Below are 19,762 nucleotides of genomic sequence, written 5' to 3' on the forward strand. Positions count from 1 at the left end.
TCCTCCTCTTTGACCGATGAACTTCTGCTTCCGGCCAGGTCCTCCACCTGTCCGGACATGTCGCCTAAGAGGCAGCGCGCCGCCGCTGCCTGCCCGGTATCTCCAGATGTACCGCGTCTCCCCGCACCGACCAGTCCATCGGCTTGAGAATACGGCCTTCGGCGCGCACGGTGCCGTCCTCTTCGAAGATAACCTGACCATAATCCGGGTCGTCGATGGTCAAGGCGCCCTCATTGCCGCGGCGAGCAGCAAGCGTAGCGAAACGCGCCCGCATGCCGTCGACACCGTTTTCGCGACCGAGATCGGAGAGACGGACGATCCAGCGGCCCTTGCGACCGGCCAGGCGCAGCTCGACATCCGTCGTCGGCCCGTGCTTCACCGGCTCAAGCGGCCCATTTCCGATCAGCAGCGCAAGTCCATCGCCGGAGCGGGCGAGCGCCAGATTGCCATCGACCACCGTGTCGTCGAAGGCTTGTAGCGGGAACCAGGCATGGGTGAAATCCGGCTGTCCCTCGAGGATATCGAAATCGAGAATGGCAAGATCGCGATACTGATGCACGCGCGGCAGGGTTCCGCAGCCGCCCCAGAAGCTCGGCCGGCCGTAGCCGAACTGAATGGTTTCGCCGGGATGGTTGATCCAGATCTGCGCCTCCGGCCTGCGGCCCAAGCGCAAATGCAGCACCGTCTCCTGATAGCCCCAGGCACCGGGGCGATAATGGGCGATAGTGCCGAGCGCAGTGTCGCGCGTCTTGTAGTGATAGAGGGCGGCGAAGCGGTTCTCGCCCTGGGAAAACGTCCATTCCTGCGCGTCGTCGGACTGGTGCGCGGCGGTCGCCGCGAACTCTTCCGGAAAACGCAGGCCGTGATCGCGGATGCAGACGGCAAGCTGCGGCAGCGCGTGGACGCGCCGGCCGTACCAGCCGCGGCCCCAGAGCAGCCGGGCGGTGGCCGACAGCTCGACCGAGCGGCCGGGGCGCAGCGTATGTTCATAGGAGCGGCCCTGGCTGCCGGTCAGCATGCCGTGATGGGCCGAGCGGGCGACGATTTCCATCAGGCGGATGATGCTGGCATTTGCGCGGTTGCGGATCGTCTCATCAGGGGCGCAGGCAGCAAGCGCCGTCAGGCCTTTGAGGTCGATCGGGAAATAGGGGACGGAATTCCACTCGGCCATTTCCCAACGCTCGAAATGATCGAGCCAGGCGCGGACCCGTTCTTCGCCGACCTTCATCTGCTCGGCGCCGCTACGGCCGGAACGGACGAAGACGGCATCGGGGAACAGCCTGCCGCCGAGATAGGCGGCGGTGTGAAAGAGAAGCGCGTGGTTTTCCGAAAAATACCACTGCACGTCGTTGCCGGGCTCGTCCATCCAGTAGCGGTAATTGAGAACGGCGTGCTCGATCCTCTGCCGCAGGTCCTGCGACAGCAGATCGCTCCAGCGCGTATAGGCAAACAGCAGCGGCACCAGCACGAAATCTGCGCAGTCGTGACAATCCTCGATGACCGGCAGCATGGAGGCGATCATCGCCTCGGTCTCCTCGCCGCCCTGCCCCAGTGCAAGGCGTGCGAAGGCGCAGACCGTATCGGGTTCGGAATGGGCGGCAACTTCGGCCAGCGCCTCGGCGACGCGATCCTCGAGCGCGGCGGGTGCCTGCCCCTGACGCTCGGTGTGACAGATTTCGACCCCGAGCGTGCGGCCAAGCGAAAATTCGCCTGTTTTGAACGTGATCCTGAAATGGCGGAAATCGGCCGGCATTTCAGCTGAGCCACCGAGCTCCAGCTTCGTTGCCCCCGCTTCCAGCGCAAAATCATAATCGAAGCGCTCGACCGACATGAAGTCGCCTTCGATCTCGACATGACAGCTCAGCGCCACCGGCAGCGGTTTGGGAAACAGGATTGTCACATCCTCGCCGAGATAGGCGGCGCGGTCGAAGCGCATGCCTTCGAGGATAGCCTCCAGCCCGTCCGCGTCACCGGCGGCGATTGGAACAGGCACCGATGTTTCGATCGCCGGCCCTTCGAGATAATCCAGCTGGAAATAGAAGCGGGCGTCGCGTTCGGCGAGATCGTCGAAATAGACGCGGATCTCGTTGAGGCCGGCGACAAGCTCGACCTCGAAGAGCTGCTGTGCTTCCAGATTGCGCTCATAGGGCGCCATGAAGCCCTGCTCAGCGCCGTTCACGAAGAGGATGGCGCCGCCGCAGGCCGACAGGCGCAGCGTGGCTGGTCCCGCCGACTGCGCATCGAGAAAGGTGCGCGCCCAGCAGCCGATGCGCGTCGGCCGAAACCAGAAGCCGGAGAGATCGACGCGCGGCGATGCGAATGGAAGCCACCAGCGGATCGCCTCGAATTCGGCTGATGGTTGCGGCCGCCGGCCAGAGAAACATGCCTTGAATTCGGTGCGGCAGGGATATTCGTGCGGGATGAAATTCTTCGTCTTGGTGACGAAGAAAAACGGATCCATCCTGCCTTCCATCGGCCGATCGGCGACATCGTAGCGTGCCTGCGAGAGGTGGCCGAGTTGCCAGTAGACGATCGGGCTCTGTTTCGCGGTCTTGCGGCGGAGATAGTATTGCTCGGCGGCCATGCGTCAGCCCGCTTGAGCTCTGACACACCGGGCATAACGCCGACGCCTGGACTGGCCGTCAAACAGCATCTTCAAAGCCTCCCTGCTCTGTCGCTTGTCGCTGACTCCTCACGGCAATTGTGCATAGCCGTTCCATTTGCGCAATCTGAAAGATTTTTGCATACTTCATGGGGGAGCGAGGAAATCTGATGGCCGCGGAGCAGAAAAAGGGCAGGCGTACACGCCTCGACGACATTGCCGCCCGATGTGGCGTGTCGATCAGCACGGTGTCGCGGGCGCTCGCCGGCGAAAAGGGCGTCAGGCCCGAGATCCGCAAGCTGGTGCTGGAGACGGCTAGCGCTGTCAGTTACGCCCTGCCGGCGAGTGTCGCCGGCAAGAAGGTCATGCTCGTCGCCTCCGGCGCGGCGATGATCGATTATGTCCGCAACCAGTTCACGCTTCACGTGCTCGAAGGATTGAACGCGCGCGCCTCCGCCCTCGGCATCGAGATGGCGATGCGCCCGGTCGCCGACAAGGCCGATGAAGCCCGCGTCATCGCCGAGATGCGCAATGATGCAAGTTTCGGTGGCATGCTGATCCTGACCGTCGACGACGAGGATATGCTGGCGGCGGCCGCCGATCTCGGGAAGCCCGTCGTGCTGGTCAACAGCGACGATCCCTATATGCGGCTTTCGAGTGTGACGCCTTGCAACCGCTCGGCCGCTTTCATCGCCGCCGAGCGGCTGATCAAGGCCGGGCATCAGCGCATCCTGTTCATGCTGCGGCCGGGACGGCGAACCATCGAGCGGCGCCTGGAGGGCTGGCGCGACGCCCTGCATCATCATGGGCTGAAAGCCGATGCCGATCTGGTGCTCGAGGTCGACGACTGGCTCCCGGAACTCGGCGCCGAGGCGATCACCCGCCTTGTCCGCGACAAAAACCTCTTCTTCACCGCCGTCCTGACGGCGGGCGACAGCCTTGCCAACGGGGCCGTGCGCGGATTGCAGGCGATGGGTTATGCCGTGCCGCGGGACGTCTCCGTCATGGGCATCGACGACCTGCCGCAATCGGCCTTTCTCAACCCGCCGCTCTCGACGGTGCATATTCCGATGCGCGAACTCGGCGCCACCGCGCTCGATCTGCTGCGCGACATGATGCTCGGCCTTGCCTTGCCGCGCCGCCGCGTCGAGCTGTCCTGCCATCTGGTCGAAAGGGGCAGTGTGGCGGCTGTCCGCCGCGTCGATGCCGCAATGGAAGATCGCTGACGATGGAGGCTCAGAGATCGGCGAGAGCAGCCCCTCATCCGCCTGCCGGCACCTTCTCCCCGCTTGCGGGGCGAAGGGGATATGTCGCAACCTCTCTGTCCCATACCGCCCTCTCGCATGGCACGTCCCCTCGCCCCGTTTACGGGGAGAGGGTTAGGGTGAGGGGCAGCCTCCAGCGCGACCCGCACAGCGATGGCGGCGCGGTCGAGATATCTCAAGCTTCCATGAAGCTCGCTTCGAACAACTCGCGCGCATAGGCATCATGCGTGGTGCCGGCCTGCAGGTCCGCCTTGGTAAGTTCATCGACGAAGCCGCCGTTTTTCATGATCAGCACCCGGTCGCACATATGGGCGATGACCGCGAGATCGTGGCTGACGAGCAGATAGGTCAGGCCCTTCTCCTCGCGCTGGCCGGCAAGCAGGTTGAGGATTTCAGCCTGGACAGAGACGTCGAGCGCCGATGTCGGCTCGTCGAGCAGCAGGATGGGCGGCGACAGGATCAGCGCCCGGGCGATCGCCACGCGCTGCCGCTGGCCACCGGAAAGTTCGTGCGGGAAGCGGTTGGCGAAGCTTGCCGGCAGGCCTACCTGGATCAAGGCCCGTTCGACCTTCGCCCAGATGTCGGAATGGCGCATGGCGCGCAGCGGCTCGGCGAGTGCGGTGCCGATCCGATGGCGTGGGTGCAGGGAGCCGTAAGGGTCCTGAAACACCATCTGGGCCGACGTCAGTTCCTCGCGAGAGCGCTTCTTGCCGATCGGCTTGCCGCGAAGCTCGATCTGGCCGGTCCAGCCGGCCTCCATGCCGGCGAGGCAGCGCAGCACCGTCGACTTACCGCAGCCGGATTCGCCGACAATGCCGAGCGTCTCGCCCTGGCCCACCTGAAAACTGATGCCCCTGACAACATGGTTCCTGTTCTTGCCGGAAGAAAAGACGACATCGAGATCACGGACATCGATCATTGCGCCGCCTCCAGATCGAGTCTCGCGCGGTCGAGAACGGCAAGCCGGCGGACCGGATTCTTGGGGTCGGGCAGCGCTGCTATCAGTCCGCGCGTATAGGGATGGCGGGCCTCTTCGAGGCTGGTCAGGGTTTCGACGATGCGGCCGGCATACATGACGATGATGCGTTCGCAGAATGCAGCCACCATGCGGATGTCGTGGCTGATCAGCAGCAGGCCGGAATTATTCTCGCGCACCAGTTCATCGAGCAGCAGCAGCACGTCCTTTCGCACGCTGACATCGAGAGCCGAGGTCGGTTCGTCGGCGATGACAAGCTTCGGCCGCGCCAGTAGCATCATGGCAATCATCACGCGCTGGCCCATACCGCCCGAGATCTGGTGGGGATAAAGCGCCATCACCCGATCGGGATCGGTGATGCGCACGCGCTCCAGCATGGCGCGGGCCGCATCCTGCGCCGGGTTGCCGCGCAGGCCGAGGTGAAGGCGGGCGGCCTCGGCGATCTGCTTGCCGATCGACAGCACCGGATTCAGCGAATAGCGCGGATCCTGCATGATCAGCGCGATGTCCTTGCCGCGAAGAGCGCCCATCTGACGTTCGGTCTTTGCAAGCAGCGGACTGCCGGCTAGATCCAGGCGCTCGGCCGACACCATCGCTGCCGGCGGCAGGAGGCGCATGATGGCGCGGCCGGTCGTCGATTTACCGGAGCCGGATTCGCCGACGATCCCGACGCGTTCGCGCCCGACGTCGAAACTGACATTGGAGACGGCGGGCACAGCCCCTCGCCCGAAACGGACGCTCAACTCCTTGACCGAAAGAACGGGCTGGCGATCACCAGCTTGTTTGTCACGAACTTTCATTTCACGATCTGGCATGGCGGGGATCCAGAATGTCGCGCAGAGCATCTCCGGCGATGTTGAAGGCAAGGCTGCTGAGCAGGATGGCAATACCCGGCATGATGGCGACCCACCAGTAATCGAGCATGAACTTGCGGCCGTTGGAGATCATCGCTCCCCATTCGGGCGCCGGCGGCTGCGCGCCAAGGCCGAGGAAGCCGAGCGAGGCCGCCGTCAGGATGATGCCCGCCATATTGAGGGTCAGTCGGACGATGACCGAGGGAATGCACATCGGCGCGATGTAAAGAAGCAGGATGCGTATCGGCGAAGCGCCGTAAAGGCGTGCGGCAACCACATAATCGGCGTTTCTGACGACAAGGGCCTCGGCGCGTGCAAGCCTTGCGATCGGTGGCCACGCGGTGAGCGAAATCGCGATGATCGCCGTGCCCAGGCCGGCGCCGAGGGCGGCGGCAAAGGCAAGCGCCAGGATCAGCGACGGGAAGGACAGCACGATATCGGTGGCGCGCATCAGGAACGCATCGGTATTGCCGCCGAAGAAACCTGCGACGACGCCGATCAGCAATCCGATCGGGCCGACGATCAAAGATACCGACAGCACGGTCTGGATGGTGATGCGCGTGCCGAAGATGAGACGGCTCAGAATGTCGCGACCGAATTCGTCCGTTCCGGCGAGATGGGCAAGGCTCGGCGGCTGCAGGGCATCGCCGAGCGATTGGATGACCGGGTCGTAGGGCGCAAGAAGCGGCGCGAAAATCGCGACGACGCAAAGCAGGCCGAGAATGACGAAGCCGGCAAGACCAAGCGGCTCGTCGGCCAGTTTCCGGCCGGCGCGCCCGAACGAAGCGGCAACGCGGCTCGGCATGCTCGGAGGACGGATGCGGATCTCACTGTGGATGGCGTCGCTCATCGGGCTGCCTCCCGCATGCGCGGATCGAGCAAGGCGTAGGCAACGTCGGCGAGAAAGTTCAGGAGCATGAAGATGAATCCCACGATGATGGTGGCTGCGACGATGGCGTTCATGTCGCCGATCATCAGCGCGTTCGTCATATATTGGCCGATGCCCGGCCAGGAGAATACGATCTCGGTGACGACTGCGCCTTCGAGCAGGCCGCCATAGGAAATGGCCAGGATGGTGATCAGCTGCACCGCGATGTTCGGCAGGACATGGCGCAGGATCGTACCGGTCGGGCTGACACCCTTGGCACGGGCGGCGATGACATAATCCTGGCTCAGCTGCTCGAGCGTGAAGCTGCGGGTCATGCGGGTGATGTAGGCCATCGCCGCATAGGCGAGGATGACGGCAGGAAGAATGATGTGGCCGAGCGCGTTCCAGAAGATTTCCGTTTCGCCCTTCAGGAGGCTGTCGATCAACAGCAGGCCGGTCTGCGGGGTAACGAGGCCTTCGTAAAACACATCGACCCTGCCCGGCCCGCCGACCCAGTTCAGGCCGGCATAGAAGATGACGAGCCCGACGATGCCGAACCAGAAAACCGGGATCGAATGACCGACAAGGGCGACAACACGTGCGACCTTGTCGATCATGCTGTCGCGAAACAGCGCCGCGACCAGGCCGAGCGGGACGCCGACGAAGGTCGAAATGATCACCGCCAGCGTCGCGAGTTCGAAGGTCGCCGGAAAGGCCTGAGCGAGGTCCGAAGAGACGGGATTTCCGGTGAGCACAGCTGTGCCGAAATCACCATGGGAGAGCCCGTTCAGATAGAGGAAGAACTGCTGATAGATAGGCAGATCGAGCCCCAGACGCGTTCGCATCGCCGCATAGGCGGCGGGATCGGCGAGTTCGCCGACGATTGCGCCGACGGGATCCGTGGGCAGGACGCGGCCGATCACGAAGGTCACACAGAGGAGGATGAACAGGCTGACGAGCAGATGCGCCAGTCGTCGGCCAAATTCGGCTACAGAGAGTTCCTTCATGATCGGCTGCCTCGGGAGTATTACTGGGTTTCAGACTTGGTGACGCTCTCGAGACGCGTCAGCTGGGTCGGGTGCCCCACATATCCCTGCACCTTGCTCGACAGGACGATCGGCTCGAAGCGTTCGAACATTGGCAGCACCGCCGGCTTCTGTTCCACGAACAACTTCTGCATCTCGACGTAGAGCTCGCCGCGCTTCTTGGCGTCCGGCTCCATGGATGCCTTGGCCGTCAGAGCCGTCAGCTCCGGAATGTCCCAGGCCGAGCGCCAGACGAAGTTGCCGGCATTGTTGGCTTCTTTCGAGTTGTCGGGATTGGAGGAGAACTGCTCCATCGAGCCGAGCACGTTCGGCATATAGGCGCTGGTTTGCGGGATCAGCAGATCGAAATCCCTGGCGCGATGAGCGGCGATGATTTCGGAGCCGTTGCCCTGCTGGATGTCGACCTTGATGCCGACCTGGGCGAGCGACGCCTGGATGGCCGTGGCAAGGTCGATGCGCGGCGTCTGCGCGATCGTCTTCAGCGTCAGCGAGAAGCCGTCCTTGAACCCTGCTTCGGCCAACAGCTGCTTGGACTTTTCAACGTCGAGATGCCAATCGGGGTTCGGGATCGCAGATTCGAAATTCTCCGGAACCGGAACGTTTCTCGCCCGTCCGTATGGCCCCATGATCGTCTTCTCGATGCCCTTATAGTCGATGCCATAGGCAATCGCCTCGCGAACCTTCGGATTGGAGAGGTACTGGTTGCCGGCATTCATCGACAGCACGTAGAAGCCGCCTGTCGGAATGCGCTGGATGGTAAAGCCCTCCTTGTCCTTGAAGGTCGCGAGATCGGCTGCAGTCATGGCGCTGGCGATATCGATGTCGCCGCGCTCGAGCATCAGCCGCTCGACCTGGCTTTCCGGAACATGCCGGACGATGACGCGCTTCATCTTCGGAGCGCCGGTGACATAATCCTTATTGGCATCGAGGATCACGAGTTCATTCGGAGACCAGCGGTTCAGGGTGAACGGACCGGAGCCGGCCGAGTGCGTGCGCATCCAGCCATTTCCCCAGTCGTTGTCGGCGACATGCTTTTCGACCTCGACGCTGTCGACGACGCTCGTGGTCGATGCAGCGAGCCGGTAGAGCAGCATCTCGGCCGTCACCTGGCCCGAAAAGTCGATGCGCACCGTCTTGTCGTCGACTGCCGTGACGAGCTTGTCGACATTCGTCTTGTCATAGCCGATACGCTTGAGGTTGGCGGCAGCGGCCTGATCGAGCTTCAGAAGCCGCCCAATTGAATAGACGACGTCCTTCGACGTCACCGGATTGCCGGAAGCGAAATTGGCCTGGCGCAGCGTGAAGGTGATGCCCTTGTCGTCGATCTTCCAGCTTTCGACCAGCTGCGGCACGATCTTGCCATCCGGCGTGCTGTTGACCAGCCGGTCGTAGAGGTTCGACATGATTTCGACCGCCTTGCCCTCGGTCGCCTGATGCGGATCGAGCGACAGGACCTGCGCCAGTGATGTCCCGATCACCAGCTGGTCCTTCGGCGTGGCTGCGTGCGAAAGCGGTGCGGCGATCGTCAGGGCGCCGATGACGGCGCCGACCAACAGGCCTTTCGAAAAATGCTTCATTGTAACTCCTCCCTGGATTACTATAAGAGACATATTATGTCGTCCGTATGTCGTATTATGATTTATCGAAGTCGGATTTGATTTGCAAGACCGTGCGGAAGACTTGAGGCAAAGGAACTGGGGAAACGAGAATGACGACACTCGGCCGTGGTCGGCAAAGACTGGCACAGCAGGTTATCGATCAGCTGCGAGCGCAGATCGAAACGGGGAAATTGCGCGTCGGCGACCAGCTGCCGACCGAGCCGCAGCTCGAATCGACCTACGGCGTCAGCCGCACCGTGGTGCGTGAGGCCATTGCGGATTTGAGGGCTGCAGGTTTTGTCCGGCCGATCCAGGGCAAAGGCGTCTTTGTCGCCGATCCAAAGATCCATTCGGTCATGTCACTGACGCCGGTGGAGATCAAAAGCATCCCGGAAACGCTTGAATTGCTGGAGTTTCGCATGGCCGCGGAGGGCGAAGCGGCGGCGATTGCCGCCTATCGCCGCACGGCCGAGCAGGAAGCGGCGATCCGCGAGGCCAACCGTCGAATGGCGCAACTAATCGAAAGCGGACAGCAGACGGTCGAGGCCGACTACGCCTTTCACATGGCAATCGCGGCCGCCACCAACAACCGATTCTATGTCGATGTCCTGCGTCATTTCGGCCCCCGCGCCATCCCCCGCGGGCAGTTTCCCACGCTGCCGGAGGCAAACGACCGCGAGTATCTGCAGAAGGTCTATGCCGAGCATGTGGAAATCCTGTCGGCAATCGCCGATCAGGATCCCGACCGTGCCCGCCAGGCGATGCGCGCGCATCTGATGGCGAGCCAACGGCGTTATCGGATGCTCGCCGAACAGCAATAGGGCTCGACACCCTCAAAAATTCATATTATGTCATATGACATTGTAGAATTTGGAGAGGTCTTCGATGTATCTTGGAACACAGGTGGCGGCGCGCGACGATGACGATTATCGGATCTTCGCGCAGTTGGGGGTGAAGCATATCAGCGCCGATCCGCCGGGGAAGCCGAGCAGCTGGACGCTTGCCGATATCGAGCGTCATCGCGACAAGGTTGAAAGCTTCGACCTGATCCTCGACATGATCCAGCTGCCCCTGCCCTCGCAGCCGATCGAAAAAGCCTCCTATCCTGACATCCTGCTCGCCGGTCCCGAGCGCGACCGGCAGATCGATGCCGTCTGCCATATGATCGAGAATGTCGCAGCCGCCGGCATTCCGGCAGTGAAATACAATCTCAACCTGATCGGCATTCCGCGCACGCCGGACGAACCGGGACGCGGCGGCTCGATGAATGCGAGCTTCCGCTGGGAGAAGACCGATCAGCAGGCAGCACCGGGCCTTGCCGGCGTGCTCTCCGAGGACGAAAACTGGGAGCGGATCGATTACTTCCTCGAACGAGTCGTTCCGGTCGCCGAAAGCAATCGCGTCCGGCTCGCCTGCCACCCGCACGACCCGTATACGCCGCCCGGCTATCGCGGCGTCACGCGGGTGCTGGGGACGGTGGAAGGGCTGAAGAAATTCGTGCAGATGCGCGAAAACCCCTATCACGGCCTCAATTTCTGCCAGGGCTCGGTCGGCGAGATGCTCGAAAATCCCCGCGAAGAGATCGACGACATCATCCGCTGGTTCGGAGAGCGCAACAAGATCTTCAACGTCCACTTCCGCAATATTCGCGGCGGCAAGCTGTCCTTCATGGAAACTTTCCCTGATGAGGGCGACATGGACATGGTCCGCTCGGCCAGGATCTACAAGGAGGTCGGCTACAAATACATGCTGATGCCCGATCACGTGCCGACCGTCAGCGGCAAGGATCCTTCCGCCACCGCATTCGCCTTTTGCTACGGCTATATCGCAGCCTTGCTGCAGACGCTCGAAAGCGCCTGAGGCGGCCCCATTTTCAACACGTAAGGAATAGGACTTGATGATGAACCCGATTGAACTGAAGAAGGCCGTCGGCAGTGGCCTGCTCTCGTTTCCGGTCACGCATTTCGACGATCAGCTTAAATTCGACGAGGCGAAGTACCGCCGTCATGTCGAGTGGCTCGCTGGCTACGACGCCGCCGCGCTGTTTGCCGCCGGCGGCACCGGTGAATTCTTCTCCCTCAACCCGAGCGAGATTCCCGCCGTCATCCAGGCTGCCAAGGCCTCGGCCGGCAAGACGCCGATCATATCGGGAACCGGCTACGGCACCTCGCTTGCCATCGAGATCGCACAAGCGGCCGAAAAGGCAGGCGCCGACGGACTATTGCTGTTGCCGCCCTATCTGATGTTTGCCGAACAGGCCGGCCTGATCGCCCATGTCAAGGCGGTCTGCCGGTCGGTCGGCATCGGCGTCATCGTCTATAACCGCGACAATGCCATTCTGACAGCCGACAGCATCGCGCGGCTTGCCGAGGAATGCCCGAACTTGATCGGCTTCAAGGACGGCGTCGGCGATGTCGACAAGGTGATCGAGATCACCACGCTGCTCGGCGACCGCCTCGTCTATGTCGGCGGCATGCCGACCCACGAGGTCTATGCACAAGCCTATTTCGCCGCCGGCGTGACCACCTATTCCTCGGCCGTCTTCAACTTTGTCCCGGCACTGGCGCAGCGCTTCTATGGCGCCTTGCGCAACGGCGATCAGGCGACCGTCGACGAGATCCTGAAAAGCTTCTTCTTCCCCTTCGTCGCCCTGCGCAATCGCAAGAAGGGCTACGCTGTGTCAATCATCAAGGCCGGCCTCCAGGTGCTTGGCCAGAATCCAGGGCCGGTACGCCCGCCTTTGACGGATCTTACGCAGGAGGAGCTCGCGCTGCTGGAAAAGATCGTCCAGGCCAACGGCGTCGAACGGATTGCGGCGGAGTAAAAGCGAAGATGTTTGCTCCGGCGGGTTGCCCCTCACCCTAACCCTCTCCCCGTAAAACGGGGAGAGGGGACGTACCAAAAGCAATGTGGAGATGGAGGAAGCCGGCGCGGCATATCCCTTCTCCCCGCGAGCGGGGAGAAGGTGCCGGCAGGCGGATGAGGGGCAGATCTCGGCAATCTCCCAGGCTGAAAATATCGCAGCCCTAATGGCCCTCGCCTACAGCGCCATACCAGTCCCGCGGTCAAAAATGTGCACCTGGTCGCTGGTGATGCTTGCTTCGAACACGGCGCCGTAGCGGGCGGGGTATTCGCCGTCGACGATCGCCGTCACCTGCTGTCCGGCGAGATCGAAGACCACATGGGTCTGGGCACCTGTCGGTTCCACCAGCATGGTCCGGCCGGCAAGCGGCGTCCCGTTTCCAATACCTGGAACGAGATGTTCGGGGCGCAGGCCGATGGTGACGGCCTGGCCGGCCTTGACCTTGCGGTCGCGAGCGATGCGGATCGCCGTACCGTCTTCGAGGCGGGCGGCGGGCTCGCCGTTTTCGCCGTCGACCGTGCCCTCGAGCATGTTCATCGCCGGTGAGCCGATGAAGGCGGCGACGAAGAGATTGGCGGGCTTCTTGTAGAGTTCGAGTGGCGTCCCCGCCTGCTCCACCCTGCCGTGATTAAGCACGATGATGCGGTCGGCGAGCGTCATCGCCTCTATCTGGTCGTGGGTGACATAGATCGAGGTCGTCCGGACCTTCTGGTGCAGCGTCTTGATTTCCGAGCGCATCTGCACGCGCAGTTTCGCATCGAGGTTGGAGAGCGGCTCATCGAACAGGAAGACGGCAGGGTTGCGCACGATGGCGCGTCCCATGGCGACGCGCTGGCGCTGGCCGCCGGAAAGCTGGGCCGGTTTGCGGTCGAGCAGCCTGGCGAGATCGAGCATGCGGGCGGCCTCAGAGACGCGGGCCTCGATCTCGGGTTTGGCAACGCCGGCGAGCTTCAGATTGAAACCCATGTTTTCGGCGACGGTCATGTGCGGATAAAGCGCGTAGGACTGGAAGACCATGGCGATGTTGCGCTCGCGCGGCGTCATGCCGTTGACGACATTGCCGCCGATGGCAATGTCGCCGCCGGTGATCTCCTCGAGGCCGGCGATCATCCGCAGCAGCGTCGATTTCCCGCAGCCGGACGGGCCGACGAGCGCGACGAACTCGCCGTCGTCGATATGAAGAGAGATGCCGTGGATGACGTCGACGGCGCCATAGGCCTTGCTTACATCATTCAGTTCAACGGATGCCATGATGCACTCCAATGATTGGATCAGGACTTGACGGCGCCGGCAGTCAATCCGGCAATGATGTGTCTCTGGGCGACGAAGAAGACGATGATGGTGGGCAGGATGGTCAGCGTGATGAAGGCCAGCACCAATTGCCATTCCGTGCCGTATTCGCCGCGATAGACCATGATCCCGAGCGGCCAGGGATATTTGGATTCAGAATTGAGCATGATCAGCGGCAGGATGTAGCTGTTCCAGCTGCCGACGAAGGAGATGATGCTGACGGTGGCGACAATCGGGCGGGAGAGCGGCAGCGAGATATGCCAGAAGAAGCGGAGGTAACCGCAACCGTCGACGAAGGCCGCCTGAAACAATTCTTCCGGAAGATTGCGGAAATAGTTCCTGAACAAAAGGATGCTCATGCCGAGGCCGAAGGCCACCTGCGGCAGCACGACGCCCCAATAGGTATTGAGCAGGCCGAGATCGCGGATGCGGATGAAGAGCGGCAGGATCGCGGTCGCCGCCGGAAACATCAGCCCGAGCAGGAAATAATTGAGCAGGAAGGACGAGCCGAAGAAGCGGACATGGGCAAAGGCGAAGGCGGCCATCGACGAGACGATCAGCGTCAACAGCACGGTCAGCGCTGCAATGACAAGCGAATTGCCGATCTGCAGCCAATAGCGCTCGCCGAAGAGAATGTCGGTATAATTCGTCCATTGCCATTCCGTCGGCAGGCCGAACGGGTTGGTGCGCAGATCGCCCAGGGTCTTGAAGCCGCCGAGCGCCGTCGTCAGCAGCGGCACCAGTACGATCGCCGCGATCAGGCTCAGCGACACGTAGAGATAGATCCGGGTGGATGTGCTCATGCGGATGGAAGAGCTCATATCAGTCATGGCGCATGAAGATCCTTTTGTAACCGAAGGCGAGTGTCACGCAGATGATGAACAGCACGACGCCGACGGCGCTGCCCAAGCCCACCTGCATGCGCATGACACCGTAGGTGTAGAGGAAGGTGACCATCGTCTGCGTCGAGTTGGACGGCCCGCCGCCGGTCAGCGGCATGATCATGTCGAAGAGCTGCAGCGAGCCGACGACGGCAAAGAAGATGGACAGGCGCAATGTCGAACCGAGCAGCGGCAGCGTGACGTAGCGGAACTTCTGCCAGCCGGTGGCGCCGTCGATTTCAGCCGCCTCCAGCACGTTCTTGTCGACCGACTGCAAGCCGGCGATGAACAGCATCATGTGAAAGCCGAAATATTTCCAGACGATGACCCCGAGGATGGCATAGATCGCCAAGTCCTTGTCGGCGAGCACGTAGGGATTGGCGAAACCGAAAAAGTTGGAAACGGCGGCAAACAGGCCGTAATCGCCATCGTAAACGAAGCGCCAGATGAGGCCTGCGGCGACATCGGCCAGCACATAGGGCAGGAAGAAGATCAGGCGGTAGCCGACGACGCCGGGAATGCGGTGCGCCAGCATCGTCGCCAGCCAGATGGCAAGCGGCACCTGGATGCAGATCGAGATGACGATGATCAGGCCGTTATTGACCAGCGCCTGGGTGAATGCCGCGTTGCGGAACAGGACCTGGAAATTACGAAGCGCGATGAACTCGGTCGGCGTGCCGTAGCCGTTCCACTTATAGAGGCTGTACCAGGCCGCCTCGCCCATCGGCATGATGACGAAGAGCGTGAAGAGCAGCAGCGCCGGCGGCAGAAACAGCAACAGCACCGTCAGCCGGTCGTGGGCAACCGAGCTCTTTTTATTTGCGGCTCGTCTTGCCGGCCTTGCGGCACTCGGGGTCGATAAGACTGAGATATTGGCCATGGTTCCTGCTTTCGCATCTCGTCGGCAGCGATGCCGGCGCTCCCGATTGGCAGGAGCGCCGGAAGGTCCTGCGGGCGCTGGTTATTGCTCCAGTTCGAAAGCGTCCTGGATCATCTGGGCGCCGTCCTTGGAGTTCATCTGGCCGGAGACGATTTCCACCGAGACGTCGTTGACGACGCGGCCGACTGCCGCACCGAGATCCTGGTCGAAGAAGTTCTGATGCCAGGTCGAACCCGCAAGCTGTTTTGCCGATTCGGCGAGCAGCGGGTTGACGACGCCGTCATCGGCGCCGACGGCAACAGGCAGGAGCATGCCTGATTTGGCCATCGCCCGTTCATTGTCCGCATTGGTCAGGAAAGCGAGGAAGTCGATCGCTTCCTTGGAGGCCTTCTTGGTGAGCGCCCAGCCGTTCAGGCCACCGAGCGTATCAGTCGGCTTGCCTGCGCCGCCTTCGACCGTCGGGAAAACGAAACGGCCGATATTGTCTGGCGCCAAACCCTTGCCGTCGCCGGCATTCTTGCGCTGGTTGGCTTCGGTCGTTTCAAAGCCGAGGATCATCGCCGCCTTGCCGTCACCGAAGACGCCGAGCGTCTGTGGCCAAGTGGCGCCGAGATAACCGGGCTGGAAAGGTTCGAGTTTGCCGAGTTCGGCAAGATCGTCGCCGGCCTTGATGATCGCAGGATCGAGGAACCCTTCGCCCTCGCCGTTCTTGGCCGCGTCGAAAACCTTCTGGCCGCCTTCACGCATCACCAGATAGCTCCAGTAGAAGTGGATCGGCCATTTGTCACCGCCGCCGCCGGCGATCGGCACGATGCCGGCTGCCTTAATCTTCTTCACGGTAGCGAGAAAATCCGCCCAGCTCTTGATGTCCTCGGCTTTGACGCCGGCCTTTGCAAACAGCGCCTTGTTATAGAAAAAGCTGACCAGACCGACCTTGTAAGGGATTGCCCAGGTCTTGCCGTCAAAGGTCAGGCCGTCGACCGAAGCCGGGGTAAAGGCCTTGCGCAATTTGCCGCCATCGGCGTCGAGGGCTGTCGTCACATCCTGCAGCGCGCCGGTCTCGGACTGCTGCTTCAACACGCCGCCACCCCAGCTGTAGAAGAAGTCCGGCACGTCGTCGGACTGCAGCAGGGTGGGAAGCTTGGCCTTGAAGGCTTCGTTTTCGAGGAACTGCATCTGGATGTCGACATCGGGATGCTGGGCTTCGTATTTCTTGACGATGTCCTCCCAGGCCGCGACGTTTTTCGGATCGAGCTCGAGATGTAACCACTTCACCACCGTCGCCGCCGAGGCAGCTCCTGCTCCGGCCAGCAACATGCCGGCTGCCGCGGCCATGGATACGATGCGCCTGCCGCCGGAAGCGGCGCCGTTCGACATAAAATTCATGATTTTCCTCCCAGGGGACCTATCCTCACAATTTTTCCCCTATGCGGATTAATTCAGCGGACCTTTTGCCGGATGTCAACCCGATGCGTTAATTTTTCTCAAATACGCTTGACAGCCCCGCGAAATTGGCTGCTATTTATTTCGTAACCCGTTAAAAATATTGGCGTCCGCCCAACGAACCGACTGCCGGCAAATTTTCATGAAGACTGCAGATCCAGAATTGATGCGCGCGATCAATCGCTTGAACGTGCTCGACACCATCAGGCGCCATGGACCGATCTCGCGCATCGAGATCAGCGAGCGCACCGAACTCTCGACAACAACCGTCTCCGCCATCACCGCCTCACTGCTCGATGACGGGCTGATCCTGCCGCGTCATGAAGGTGATATCCGCAATGAAGCCGTGCGTGGCAGGCCGCGCGTGGCGCTGGAGCTCAATCCCGATGCCGCCCGCGTCGTTGGCGGCAAGATCGCCGCCAACCGGATGGTGTTTGTCGTCACCAATTTCCGCGGCGACGTGCTGTCGAAGCTCGCCCTGCCGATCCGCATCGACCGCCAGCCGATCGGCGTCATCGCCGATCTGGTCGAGGATGGAGTCAGGCGCTGCGTCGTCGATGCGGGGCTGTCACTCGAAGATGTCGACAGCGTCTGCCTCGGCTTTCCCGGCGTCATCGAGCATCGTACCGGCTACATCAGAAGCAGCCCGATCTTTCGCGACACCAATGTCGATTTCGCCGCCGAGATGTCGACGCGGCTGTCGACGCCAACGATCGTCGAAAGCGACGCCCATGCCATCACGCTCGGCCATCACTGGTTCGGAAGAGCCCGGGATCTCGAGGATATGGTGCTGATTTCGCTGGAACAAACGCTGGGGCTCGGCGTGTTGCACGGCAACCGCCTGTTCCGCGGCGCCGGCGGCCTCAGCCATAATCTCGGTGACCTGGTACTCGGCATGGGGCCGAACGGCGTGGTGCGGCTCTTCAGCCAGGCCGGAGAAAGCGCTATTCTCGGCGAACAGCAGACAGACGGCCGTTTTGCCGAAGCGATCCGCCTCGGGCGCGGCATGACCCATGCCCAGGCGCTGATCAAGGCAGATGACGACCGGCTGATCGGCGCTGCAATCCGCGCCGGTGAAGCAGTCGGCTTGACCATTGCCAATATCGTCACGCTGTTTGCGCCGCCGCGCGTCATTCTCGTCGGCTCCAGCCTGGCGCTCGGCGAACCCTTTTTGAACAGCCTGCGCGATGCCTATGCGCTCGCCATTCCGCCCTCGCTGAAGGGGGTAAGCGAACTCGTCTTCGACGATTCGAGCGATGATTTCTGGGCGCAGGGTGCCGCCGCGGTGGCGCTCTACGAACTTTACGAATCGCCCTGGAGCACCACCGGGCCGGCGCTCTGAGGAGCGCAATCAAGATCAATGGAGGAATTCATGGACAAAGTCGGTATCGGCATCATCGGATGCGGCAATATCTCGGGCGCCTATCTCACGGCGATGGCCTCCTTTCCCATTCTCGACATCCGCGGCGTCGCCGATCTCAACCGTGAACTCGCAGAGGCAAAGGCTCGCGAATTCAACGTTCCCGCTAAGACGGTCGAAGAGCTCTTTGCGGACCCCAAGATCGAAATCATCGTCAATCTGACCATTCCGAAATCCCATGTCGCCGTCGCGCTCCAGGCGCTCGAGGCCGGCAAGCACACCTATTCGGAAAAGCCGCTAGGGATTAATTTCGCAGAAGGGAAAAAATTGGCGGACGCCGCCAAGGAGAGGAATCTGCGCATCGGCGCCGCACCCGACACCTTCCTCGGCGGCGGTCACCAGACGGCCCGCGCCTTGATCGACCGGGGCGTCATCGGCCAGCCGGTCGGCGGCTCGGCTACATTCATGTGCCCGGGCCATGAGCGCTGGCATCCGAACCCCGCCTTCTACTACGAAGTCGGAGGCGGGCCGATGCTCGATATGGGGCCCTATTACATCACCGATCTCGTCAATCTCCTCGGACCGGTTGCTCAGGTTGCCGGCTTTGCGACGACGCCACGCAATGAGCGGCTCGTGACCAGCGAACCGCGCAATGGCGAGCGCATCCCCGTGCATGTGCCAACCCATGTCGCCGGCATGATGGCTTTTGCCAGTGGCGCCGTCGTGCAGATCGCCATGAGCTTCGACGTCGCCGGCCACAAGCATGTGCCGCTCGAGGTCTATGGCACCGAGGGCACGCTCATCGTGCCCGACCCCAACAAGTTCGGCGGTCCTGTCGAATATCTGAAGAAGGGCGGCGCCTTCGAAGACCAGCCGGTCACTGCACCCTACGCCGAGGGCAACTTCCGCTCGCTCGGCGTCGCCGACATGGCGCATGCGATCCGCTCGAACCGGCCGCACCGCGCCAACGGCGACCTGGCACTGCATGTGCTCGAAGTGATGGAAGCCTTCCATACAGCGTCCGAAACCGGCCGGACGGTGACGATCACCACAGCGGTGGAACGCCCTGCCCCGTTATCCGATGCGCTCATCGACGGACGGCTGGCGAAATAATTTCAGGAGGAATAGAGAATGCGTGAAGCACTGATCGTCTGGGGCGGCTGGAGCGGCCACGAGCCGCAGGAATGCGCCGAAATCATCAAGACCATGCTGGAGGAAGACGGCTTCAAGGTCTATCTCGAACACGGCACCGAGGCGCTTGCCGACCCTTCCGTCCATGATCTCAGCCTCGTCGTGCCGATCATGACGATGTCGAAGATCGAGAAGGAAGAGGTCAAGAACCTCGCCGCCGCGATCGAAAGCGGCGTCGGCCTTGCCGGCTATCACGGCGGTGCCGGCGATGCCTTCCGCGACTCCGTCGACTACCAGTTCATCATCGGCGGCCAATGGGTGGCCCATCCCGGCAACATCATCGATTATACCGTCAACATCACCCGTCCCGACGATCCGCTGATGGCGGGGATTGCCGATTTCCCCTACACCTCGGAGCAATATTACATGCATGTCGACCCGTCGAACGAGGTGCTGGCGACAACCAGGTTCACCGGCGAACACGCCTACTGGATCGACGGCGTCGTCATGCCGGTCGTCTGGAAGCGCAAATACGGCAAGGGCCGCGTCTTCTATTCCTCGCTCGGCCATCAGGCCAAGGAATTCGACGTTCCCGAGATGAAGACGATCTTCCGCCGCGGCGCCAATTGGGCGGCGCGGTGAAATAGGATCGTTCGCACGTGCCAATGGGCTGCCCCTCACCCTAACTACCCCTACCCTAACCCT

The 19,762-nt window shown here is 62.0% G+C and carries 17 protein-coding genes; 7 read left to right on the forward strand and 10 right to left on the reverse strand.

What is annotated here, in order from left to right; translation table 11 throughout:
- Positions 1-64: 64 nt before the first annotated feature.
- On the reverse strand, positions 65-2,584 hold the full coding sequence (locus GA0061105_RS02895) for a hypothetical protein (RefSeq protein WP_092747873.1): 2,520 nt from the start codon (positions 2,582-2,584) through the stop codon (positions 65-67).
- Between the two features lie 188 nt (positions 2,585-2,772).
- Here GA0061105_RS02895 and GA0061105_RS02900 point away from each other — a divergent pair, with 188 nt between their 5' ends.
- Entirely contained in the window at positions 2,773-3,828 is a 1,056-nt protein-coding gene (locus GA0061105_RS02900) for a LacI family DNA-binding transcriptional regulator (protein WP_092747875.1), read from the forward strand.
- Between the two features lie 214 nt (positions 3,829-4,042).
- On the opposite strand, the gene GA0061105_RS02905 is transcribed toward GA0061105_RS02900, so the two are convergent.
- Genes GA0061105_RS02905 through GA0061105_RS02925 form a run of 5 tightly spaced genes read right to left on the reverse strand, consistent with a single transcriptional unit; the run spans position 4,043 to position 9,188 of the window.
- Complete coding sequence (locus GA0061105_RS02905) at positions 4,043-4,786, reverse strand: ABC transporter ATP-binding protein (protein WP_092747877.1); 744 nt, start codon at positions 4,784-4,786, stop codon at positions 4,043-4,045.
- Entirely contained in the window at positions 4,783-5,658 is an 876-nt protein-coding gene (locus GA0061105_RS02910) for an ABC transporter ATP-binding protein (protein ID WP_092747879.1), read from the reverse strand. The genes GA0061105_RS02905 and GA0061105_RS02910 overlap by 4 nt, the downstream gene beginning before the upstream one ends.
- The gene (locus tag GA0061105_RS02915) at positions 5,645-6,547 is read right to left on the reverse strand and encodes an ABC transporter permease (protein ID WP_092747881.1); all 903 of its coding nucleotides are present in this window, start codon (positions 6,545-6,547) and stop codon (positions 5,645-5,647) included. The genes GA0061105_RS02910 and GA0061105_RS02915 overlap by 14 nt, the downstream gene beginning before the upstream one ends.
- Positions 6,544-7,572: an ABC transporter permease gene (locus GA0061105_RS02920; RefSeq protein WP_092747883.1), complete on the reverse strand. Its 1,029-nt coding sequence runs from the start codon at positions 7,570-7,572 to the stop codon at positions 6,544-6,546. Before GA0061105_RS02920 ends, GA0061105_RS02915 begins: the two co-directional genes overlap by 4 nt.
- A 20-nt stretch (positions 7,573-7,592) precedes the next feature.
- Positions 7,593-9,188, reverse strand: a complete 1,596-nt coding sequence (locus GA0061105_RS02925; protein WP_092747885.1) for an ABC transporter substrate-binding protein — start codon at positions 9,186-9,188, stop codon at positions 7,593-7,595.
- Positions 9,189-9,319: 131 nt separating this feature from the next.
- Between GA0061105_RS02925 and GA0061105_RS02930 the strand changes: the two genes are divergently transcribed.
- The 3 genes from GA0061105_RS02930 to kdgD all read left to right on the forward strand — a co-directional run bounded on the left by GA0061105_RS02930 (position 9,320) and on the right by kdgD (position 12,033).
- Positions 9,320-10,030, forward strand: coding sequence for a FadR/GntR family transcriptional regulator (locus GA0061105_RS02930; RefSeq protein ID WP_064691561.1), 711 nt, complete (start codon positions 9,320-9,322; stop codon positions 10,028-10,030).
- A 64-nt stretch (positions 10,031-10,094) separates the two neighbouring features.
- Positions 10,095-11,069: a mannonate dehydratase gene (locus GA0061105_RS02935; protein ID WP_092747887.1), complete on the forward strand. Its 975-nt coding sequence runs from the start codon at positions 10,095-10,097 to the stop codon at positions 11,067-11,069.
- Positions 11,070-11,106: 37 nt separating this feature from the next.
- On the forward strand, positions 11,107-12,033 hold the full coding sequence (gene kdgD / locus GA0061105_RS02940) for a 5-dehydro-4-deoxyglucarate dehydratase (RefSeq protein ID WP_092747889.1): 927 nt from the start codon (positions 11,107-11,109) through the stop codon (positions 12,031-12,033).
- Between the two features lie 216 nt (positions 12,034-12,249).
- Here kdgD and GA0061105_RS02945 read toward each other — a convergent pair whose 3' ends face one another.
- The 4 genes from GA0061105_RS02945 to GA0061105_RS02960 all read right to left on the reverse strand — a co-directional run bounded on the left by GA0061105_RS02945 (position 12,250) and on the right by GA0061105_RS02960 (position 16,509).
- Positions 12,250-13,458 (reverse strand): ABC transporter ATP-binding protein, encoded by a 1,209-nt coding sequence (locus GA0061105_RS02945; protein WP_425348747.1) that lies wholly within the window; start codon positions 13,456-13,458, stop codon positions 12,250-12,252.
- Positions 13,344-14,192 (reverse strand): carbohydrate ABC transporter permease, encoded by an 849-nt coding sequence (locus tag GA0061105_RS02950; protein ID WP_064691557.1) that lies wholly within the window; start codon positions 14,190-14,192, stop codon positions 13,344-13,346. Before GA0061105_RS02950 ends, GA0061105_RS02945 begins: the two co-directional genes overlap by 115 nt.
- Positions 14,185-15,123 carry a carbohydrate ABC transporter permease gene (locus GA0061105_RS02955; protein ID WP_064691556.1) on the reverse strand — a complete coding sequence of 313 codons (939 nt, stop codon included), beginning with the start codon at positions 15,121-15,123 and terminating at the stop codon, positions 14,185-14,187. The genes GA0061105_RS02950 and GA0061105_RS02955 overlap by 8 nt, the downstream gene beginning before the upstream one ends.
- Positions 15,124-15,204: 81 nt before the next feature.
- Positions 15,205-16,509, reverse strand: a complete 1,305-nt coding sequence (locus GA0061105_RS02960) for an extracellular solute-binding protein (protein ID WP_092747893.1) — start codon at positions 16,507-16,509, stop codon at positions 15,205-15,207.
- 199 nt (positions 16,510-16,708) lie between these two features.
- Here GA0061105_RS02960 and GA0061105_RS02965 point away from each other — a divergent pair, with 199 nt between their 5' ends.
- Genes GA0061105_RS02965 through GA0061105_RS02975 form a run of 3 tightly spaced genes read left to right on the forward strand, consistent with a single transcriptional unit; the run spans position 16,709 to position 19,699 of the window.
- Positions 16,709-17,908 carry an ROK family transcriptional regulator gene (locus tag GA0061105_RS02965; protein WP_092747895.1) on the forward strand — a complete coding sequence of 400 codons (1,200 nt, stop codon included), beginning with the start codon at positions 16,709-16,711 and terminating at the stop codon, positions 17,906-17,908.
- A gap of 30 nt (positions 17,909-17,938) precedes the next feature.
- Positions 17,939-19,039 (forward strand): Gfo/Idh/MocA family protein, encoded by a 1,101-nt coding sequence (locus GA0061105_RS02970; RefSeq protein ID WP_092748319.1) that lies wholly within the window; start codon positions 17,939-17,941, stop codon positions 19,037-19,039.
- Between the two features lie 18 nt (positions 19,040-19,057).
- On the forward strand, positions 19,058-19,699 hold the full coding sequence (locus GA0061105_RS02975; RefSeq protein ID WP_092747897.1) for a ThuA domain-containing protein: 642 nt from the start codon (positions 19,058-19,060) through the stop codon (positions 19,697-19,699).
- Positions 19,700-19,762: the final 63 nt, after the last annotated feature.

Origin of the sequence: Rhizobium aethiopicum, from assembly GCF_900094625.1 — a bacterium.
In the GTDB taxonomy this organism is placed as follows: domain Bacteria; phylum Pseudomonadota; class Alphaproteobacteria; order Rhizobiales; family Rhizobiaceae; genus Rhizobium; species Rhizobium aethiopicum.